The following is a 6,988-nucleotide window of genomic DNA, read 5'->3' as shown; positions in this document are numbered from 1 at the left end:
TGCGACGAACCCAGCCCTCCAGCACAGCCCGCTGGGCATCGGTCAGCGACAACGGCGGAATCTTCGGACCCGGACGACTCATACCGAACCAACGACGAATCTCCGACTCAGGTCACTAGGGCCCTTCTGATGGATCTCCGCGGGAGAAGGAGCGGCGTTCGGTGCGTGCTCTCGCCGTGCCGCGTGGAAGTCCTCGTAGCGGCGCTACGTGGGCTTTCGCGCGGTGCGGCGAGAGTGCGTGCCGGGGGCCGTGACGCTGCGGAGATCCGTCAGAAGGGCACTAGAGGTCGCGGCCCACGAGGTACGCGGACAGGGCCCGCAGTTCGTCCCCGGCCACGCCCTGGTACGAGACGTCGGCCAGCGCGGTCTCGGCCGCCGCGATGTGGGCGCGAGCCGCGTCCAGCGCCGCCACCCGGCCGCCCGCGGCCTCGACGAGTACGGCCGCCTCGCGGGGGTCCCCTCCCGAGGTCAGCAGCGCGGCCAGACGTCGTGCCTCGGGGGACGGGGAGTCGAGCGCGGCCAGCACCGGGAAGGTCTTCTTGCGCTCCCGGAGATCGTTGTGCACGGGTTTGCCGGTGACCTCGGGGTCGCCCCAGATGCCCAGGACGTCGTCGACGATCTGGAAGGCGAGCCCGAGACGGCGGCCGGCCCGGTCGAGCGCGGCGACCGCCGACGGCGAACCGCCGCCGAGCAGCGCGCCGAGCGCGGCCGCGCAGCCCAGCAGCGCGCCGGTCTTGTGCTCGGCCATCGCCAGGTACTGAGCCGACCGCACCCGTTCCGGCCCCGTCCAGGGCCGTTCGGCGAACAGCAGATCGTCCGCCTGGCCGCGCACCAGATCGCCCAGCGCCGCCGAGAGCATCCGCAACGCGGACGGACCCGCCTCGGTCGCGGCGAGCGTCTCGACGGCAAGCGCGAACAGGGCGTCACCCGCGAGTACCGCGGGCCCGGTGCCGTACGCCTTCCAGACCGTGGGGCGTCCTCGCCGCGCCTGGTCGCCGTCCATGATGTCGTCGTGGAGCAGTGAGAAGACATGCGTCAGTTCCACCGCGACCGCCGCGGGGACACCGGCCCGACCGGGGGCGCCCACGGCCTCGGCGCCGAGCACGGCCAGTGCCTGCCGCACCCCTTTGCCGCCGGACGCGGCGGTGGGGGAGCCGCCCACCTCGCACCAGCCGAAGGAGTACGCGGCCATCTCGCCCACCCAGGGGTGCGTCCGCCCGATCGCCTCCCGCAGCGCGGGCCGCACCGTCTCACGGCAGCGTCGCAGGACGAGGGGGACGTCGACCGGCGCCCGCAGCGCCGAGGAGACCGGCGTCACCGCCCGGCCTCCACCCGGACACCACGCGCCCCCCGACTCCGGCCAGCAGGACCGGCCGCGGCCGAACCGCCGACGGCCCGCGGCGCCCGACCGCCGGTTCCCGCCTGTGCGTCGACACCGCTTGTTGCGGCCTGAGCCCCAACGCCGGTTCCCTGCGCCCCGCCACCGGAGCCCTCCTGCTCGGGGAGGCCGGCTCCTCGCCGCGCCCGGCCGTCGGCTTCCGCCTGGGCCCCCAAGCCGTTCCCCTCCTGCGCCCGGCCGCCGGAGTCCCCCTGCGGCCGTACACCGGAATCCCCCTGCGGCCGTACCCCGAGTTCGGTGTGGGCCCGAGCCACCATCTCTCTGGCGTGCCGTAGCCCGATGCGTTCCAACTCCCTCGCCAGGTCGGCAAGTTCGGCGGCCGTTTCGGTGTGGTCGCGGCCCAGCCGGGCGAGGGACTTGGCCAGCCCCAGCCGGGACAGCGCCTCCCCGCGCGGCTCGCTCATCTCTCGGAACTCCGCCAGCGCCCGCTCGTACGTGTTCCGCGCCTCGGCGTAACGCCCAGCCCGGTAGAGGACGTTGCCCCGCATCTTGTGGTTGTAGGCCAGCGCGCTGGAGAGCCGCATCGCCCGGCAGGTGGTCTCCGCCTCCGACAGCAGCGCGAGCGCCCGCTCGACGTCGCCGTCCCGAGCCGAGACGATGTCGGCCAGCCCGCGCAGCGCCCACGCGTGGCCGCGCCGGTCGTCGGCGCCCCCGGCTATCTGCGCCGCCTCCTCGAACAGCGCGTACGCGGTGTCGTACTCACCGCGCTGGCGGTGGATCTGCGCGATGCCCTCCAACGCCCACACCGTGTGCCGGGCCTCACCGCGCCGCCGGGCCTCGGCCAGCAGTTGCTCGTGCAGCCGGGCGACTGCCTCGTAGTCGCCCTGGATCCGGCCCGTCTCGGCCAGCCCCGCGAGGGAGTAGCCGCGTACGACGATGTCCCCGCCCCGTTCGCCCATCTCGGCCGCGAGCCCGAGCAGTCGCCGGGCCAGCGGGAACGAGCCCCGCTGACGGGCCAGGGTGCCGCCGCTCCACAGGGCCCAGGCCATCGCCCCCTGGTCTCCCACCGCTCTGGCCGCCCGGTAACTCGCCTTCCACGCCCGGTCGGCCTCCCCGATCTGCCCCAGCCGCCGGTGCGCCTCGGCCACCGCGAGCCCGGAGCGCGCCGCCTCGCCGTGCTCCCCGGCACGCTCGGCCTCTGACAACTGCCGTGTGCCGGCCGCCAGTACCTCGGTGAGGGAGGAATTCACGGACAGGGTGGTGAGGGCGCCCTGGTATTCCGGGGCGAACGCCTTGCCGTACATGGTTGCCTTTCGTTCCGAATGCACGCGATGCAGGCCGTCTCTGCGTATACACACCATCTCTACATCCCGTGTATACATGGCGTGTATAGAGCGGCTGAAACAAGCCCTGGCCCGAGGGCCAGGGCCTCATCTGCTGCTGATCAAGACGTCAGGTACGTCAAGGAGGTTGCTCGTGAGGCGCAGATCACCTCACGAGGTGGCGGCTGCCTCGGCGTCGGCCTTGTCGGTGGCGGCCGCGGCCTTGGCGATGCCGAGGAAGCGTCGGATCGTCTCGATCGGCATGTCGAGCCCCTCCGAGGCGGACTGCTCCGTGCCGAACATCTGCACCGCCTCGGCGACGGCCAGGGCCAGCTCGACCTCCGCCTTGCGTACCTTGGCCTCGGCCTTGTCGACGGTGTCGACCACCGCCAGCTGGCGGCGCTGCTTCTCCTGAAGCCTCTGCTTGCGGGACGGGGTCTTCTCGGGGTGCTGCACAGTCATGACCAAGATCATAATCGGTCGCGTCCACCCCCACCGCATCCCCAACTCGGTTGGGCCGCAAGGGAGAACTATGGTTTCCCGGTGACTGTTGTCGAGACGGTGGCTCGGGTACGAGTCGGCAGTGGCTCCTCCGTGGTGCGGTTGTTCTGCCATCCGCGGCTTCCCCTGATCGCCGGCCTGGACGCGGAGCGTCCGGCGGTCCGCGTCTGGGACTGCGGGGCGGGGTGGCTGCGGGAACTCGGTTGCGTCGGCGCCGAGTCGAGTGAGTACGGCGATGCCGCCGAATGGGAGAAGAGGCAGCGGATCCCCGCGGTGGACTGGCATCCGCATCAGCCGCTGCTCGTGGTGGCGGGCGAGGACGGGGTCAGGCGGTGGACTCCCGACGGGGTCCGCGACCTGGAAAGCGTCCCGCTTGGCGCGCGTTACCCCGACATCGCGTTCAGCCCGGACGGCGGGACCTTGTGGGCAACCCCGTCGTGGGACGGGGAGGACAGCGCGTGGGACAGCTCGGACGTCATCGAACTCGCCTCGGGCTCCGTGAGCACCGGGCCCCGGTGGGACACCGGGGTCGCCGAGCATCCGGCAGGCGGACTCGTGGTCACCCTCCACAGCGACCAAGGCGCGACGTTCGGACTCTTCGCGCGCGTCGACGACGCGTCGTCACCCGCCACGATGCGCGTGCTCCGGCGAGCGCTGGTGCTGGACGTCGACGGTTACGAGAAGCCGGTCTTCAGCGCGGACGGACGGCATCTCGCGATCAGGGGCAACGCGTACGGCAACTCACTGGAGGTGTTCGAGTTCCCCTCGCTCCGCAGCGTCCTGGCGACCCCACTCGGCGATCCCACCCCGGGCTACCCGTATCCGCGGGAGTGGCTCGACCAGATGCGCGCCTGGTCGCGGCACAACCTCGCGTTCGCCGCCGCACCCGGCATTCTCTGGATCGGAACGCCCACGGGGACACTCGTCGAACTGGACGTGGAGACCGGGCACACGGTCGAGCACGAGGTTGCGACCGGCTCCCGGGTGACGGCCCTGGGCACCACCGCGACAGGGGAGCTCGTCGTCGCGACGGACGACGGCGACGTCCTGCTCCTTTCCCTCGCTGCCGGTGCCGGCACCGCGGGCAGTCGTGGGGTGGACGGTGAGCCGTCGGGAGCCGCGGTCGCGGAGTTCCTCGACTCCACCTCCGAGGTCCCCGACGACGGCGACCTGGAAGACCACCTCGTCCGCACCGACGGCCGCCACATCTGGGAGGCGGACGATGTGGCGAACGTGACGAGGGCGGACGAGACGCATCCGACCTGGCTCCAACTGCAGGCGGCCTTCAACGCCCTGCGCGAGCAGGACACATGACCGCCCATGGCGCCGGGCCGGGGCCGGGTTGTGCGTGACCGGGCGTAATTCGCTTGCTCTGGCCACGGGTCGACGCTGCACTGGGGCCGGACGCCACGAGTCGTGGCGCCGGCATACGAGGAGGCAGCCGCAGCGATGCAGATCCGTTCCACGACCGATGACGATTTCGACGTATTCATCGACACGGTCTACGCCGCGTTCGGGCGCTTCCCGGAAACCCCGATCGAGGGCGGCGGGCTCTGGTGGTCGGCGCTCGAAACGGACCGCTGCCTGCTCGCCCTGACGGCCGACGGGCAGCCCGTCGGCACCGCCGCCGCGCACTCCTTCGAGCTCACCCTGCCCGGTGAGACCCTCGTCCCGGTCTCCGGGGTGACCGCCGTCGGTGTCCTGCCCTCGCACCGGCGCCAAGGTGTGCTCAGCACGATGATGCGGCATCAGCTGGCCGAGTTGCGGGCCCGCGGGGAGTTCCTTTCCGTACTGCTGGCCTCCGAGGCCCCGATCTACGGCAGGTTCGGCTACGGACCGGCGACCTACACGGCGCGGGTGACGGTGCCGCGCCACCGGGCCGCCCTCGCCGTTCCCCGGGCGCGCGCAGTGGCCGACACGCCGGCGACCGGGGCGGACAACGGCTCGGTCGAGGTGCTGCGGCGTGCCGAGTGCGGCGAGACGCTGGAAGAGCTATACGACCGGTATCGCCGTGCCCAGCCCGGCGCGTTGTCCCGGCCGCGCCGCTGGTGGGACCTGCGCGCGGGGCAGCCCCCCATCTCGCCGGCTCCGCGCTACGTTGCCGTCCACCGGGATGCCGACGGCGTCCCGGACGGGTACGCGAGCTACTCGATCGAGTCCGGCACCTTGACGGTCGACGAGACCATCACCACCGACGACACCGCCTTCACGGCCCTCGCCCGGTTCGTACTCGGACACGACCTGGTATCCAAGGTCGTGTTCGAGCACGTCCAGCCCGAGCACCCACTGCGCTGGCAGCTCGCGGACTTCCGCGCCGGCGAGGTGAGCAGCGACACCGACTGGCTCTGGGTGCGGCTCCTGGACATCCCGGGCGCGCTGACCGCGCGCGGCTGGTTCACGGACGGTGAGCTCGTCCTCGACGTCGAGGACCCCTTCCTCGGCGAGCGCGGCCGCTACCTGCTGACCGTCCAGGACGGCAAGGCCGACTGCGTGCCGACGGACCGGGAGCCCGACCTTTCCCTGGACGTGAGCGACCTGGGCTCGCTCTACCTCGGCGGCACCGCTGCCGGCACGTTGGTGCGTGCCGGACACATCCGGGCCCACCGCCCGGGCGCGACCACCCTCGCCGACGCCCTCTTCCGTGCCGAGCGCTCCTCGCACTGTCTGCACTGGTTCTGACCGTCTCCCTGCTCGTCGGCGCTGACGACGGCCCTCGGCAGGATGCTGCGCCGGACGTGAGCGAAGGGGATCGGCAAGCCGCTGAGAAAAATCTCGCCAGGCATGTCGAGAACCCGTGACCGGCTCCGTCCCCGTGGTGAAGGCGACCACAATGGGTCGCACGAGCATCGAGGAGAGAGACGATGGCCAAGTACCTGTTGCTCAAGCACTACCGCGGTGCCCCGGCAGCGGTGAACGACGTCCCGATGGACCGGTGGACGCCCGAGGAGATCTCGGCGCACATGCAGTACATGCACGACTTCGCCGCCCGGCTGGAGAAGACCGGTGAGTTCGTGGACGGTCAGGCGCTCGCCCCCGAGGGCACCTGGGTCCGGTACGACGGCGAGGGACGCCCGCCGGTCACCGACGGCCCGTTCGCCGAGACGAAGGACCTCATCGCCGGCTGGATGGTGATCGACGTCGACAGCCACGAGCGGGCCGTGGAACTCGCCGGGGAACTGTCGGCCGCCCCCGGAGCGGGTGGGAAGCCCATCCACGAGTGGCTGGAGGTCCGCCCGTTCATGACCGCGCCGCCCACCATCACGGAGTGACCACCCCGATGGACGAGGCCCTGCTCCGCGACCTCACGCCCGGAGTCCTCGCCGTCCTCGTCCGCCGCGGAGCCGACTTCGCGGCGGCCGAGGACGCCGTCCAGGACGCGCTGGTCGAAGCACTGCGCGTCTGGCCGGCCGACCCTCCACGCGACTCCAAGGGCTGGCTGGTCACGGTCGCCTGGCGCAAGTTCCTCGACGCGACGCGCGCGGACACCGCCCGCCGCCGGCGAGAGGACCTCGTCGACGACGAGCCGGCCCCGGGGCCGGCTCCCGCCGCCGACGACACGCTCCAGCTCTACTTCCTGTGCGCTCACCCCTCGCTCACCCCGTCGTCGGCGGTTGCTCTGACCCTGCGCGCCGTCGGAGGGCTGACCACCCGGCAGATCGCCCGCGCCTACCTGGTCCCCGAGGCGACCATGGCCCAGCGCATCAGCCGGGCCAAGCGGACCGTCTCCGGGGTGCGGTTCGACCAGCCGGGCGACGTCGCCCGAGTAACCCTCGTTGAAGACCAGGTAGAGGACGCGCAGCACGGTGGCGACGTCGCCCGGCTGGTC

The 6,988-nt window shown here is 72.1% G+C and carries 6 protein-coding genes and 1 pseudogene; 4 read left to right on the top strand and 3 right to left on the bottom strand.

Features of this window, described 5'->3' with window-relative positions:
• Nucleotides 1-280: 280 nt before the first annotated feature.
• The 3 genes and pseudogenes from AOK23_RS28695 to AOK23_RS28685 form a co-directional block, all read right to left on the bottom strand.
• Nucleotides 281-1,318, bottom strand: coding sequence for a polyprenyl synthetase family protein (locus tag AOK23_RS28695; protein ID WP_055715519.1), 1,038 nt, complete (start codon nt 1,316-1,318; stop codon nt 281-283).
• Nucleotides 1,319-1,623: 305 nt separating this feature from the next.
• Nucleotides 1,624-2,643, bottom strand: a pseudogene (locus AOK23_RS28690) (tetratricopeptide repeat protein); the annotation flags it as partial.
• Nucleotides 2,644-2,832: 189 nt separating this feature from the next.
• Entirely contained in the window at nt 2,833-3,123 is a 291-nt protein-coding gene (locus tag AOK23_RS28685; protein WP_240496607.1) for a hypothetical protein, read from the bottom strand.
• Between the two features lie 81 nt (nt 3,124-3,204).
• On the opposite strand from AOK23_RS28685, the gene AOK23_RS28680 reads away from it, so the two are divergent.
• The 4 genes from AOK23_RS28680 to AOK23_RS28665 form a co-directional block, all read left to right on the top strand.
• Nucleotides 3,205-4,476 carry a WD40 repeat domain-containing protein gene (locus AOK23_RS28680; protein ID WP_240496606.1) on the top strand — a complete coding sequence of 424 codons (1,272 nt, stop codon included), beginning with the start codon at nt 3,205-3,207 and terminating at the stop codon, nt 4,474-4,476.
• Between the two features lie 135 nt (nt 4,477-4,611).
• The gene (locus tag AOK23_RS28675) at nt 4,612-5,841 is read left to right on the top strand and encodes a GNAT family N-acetyltransferase (RefSeq protein WP_055715517.1); all 1,230 of its coding nucleotides are present in this window, start codon (nt 4,612-4,614) and stop codon (nt 5,839-5,841) included.
• Nucleotides 5,842-6,023: 182 nt separating this feature from the next.
• Nucleotides 6,024-6,431, top strand: coding sequence for a YciI family protein (locus AOK23_RS28670; RefSeq protein WP_055715516.1), 408 nt, complete (start codon nt 6,024-6,026; stop codon nt 6,429-6,431).
• Between the two features lie 8 nt (nt 6,432-6,439).
• Nucleotides 6,440-6,988: sigma factor (locus AOK23_RS28665; RefSeq protein WP_276205767.1), on the top strand; the 549-nt coding region annotated here is incomplete at its 3' end.

Origin of the sequence: Streptomyces torulosus (assembly GCF_001419765.1) — a bacterium.
Taxonomy (GTDB): Bacteria; Actinomycetota; Actinomycetes; order Streptomycetales; family Streptomycetaceae; genus Streptomyces; species Streptomyces torulosus.
The sequence above is the reverse complement of the archived record's forward strand: the minus strand, read 5'-3'. Positions and strand labels throughout refer to the sequence as shown.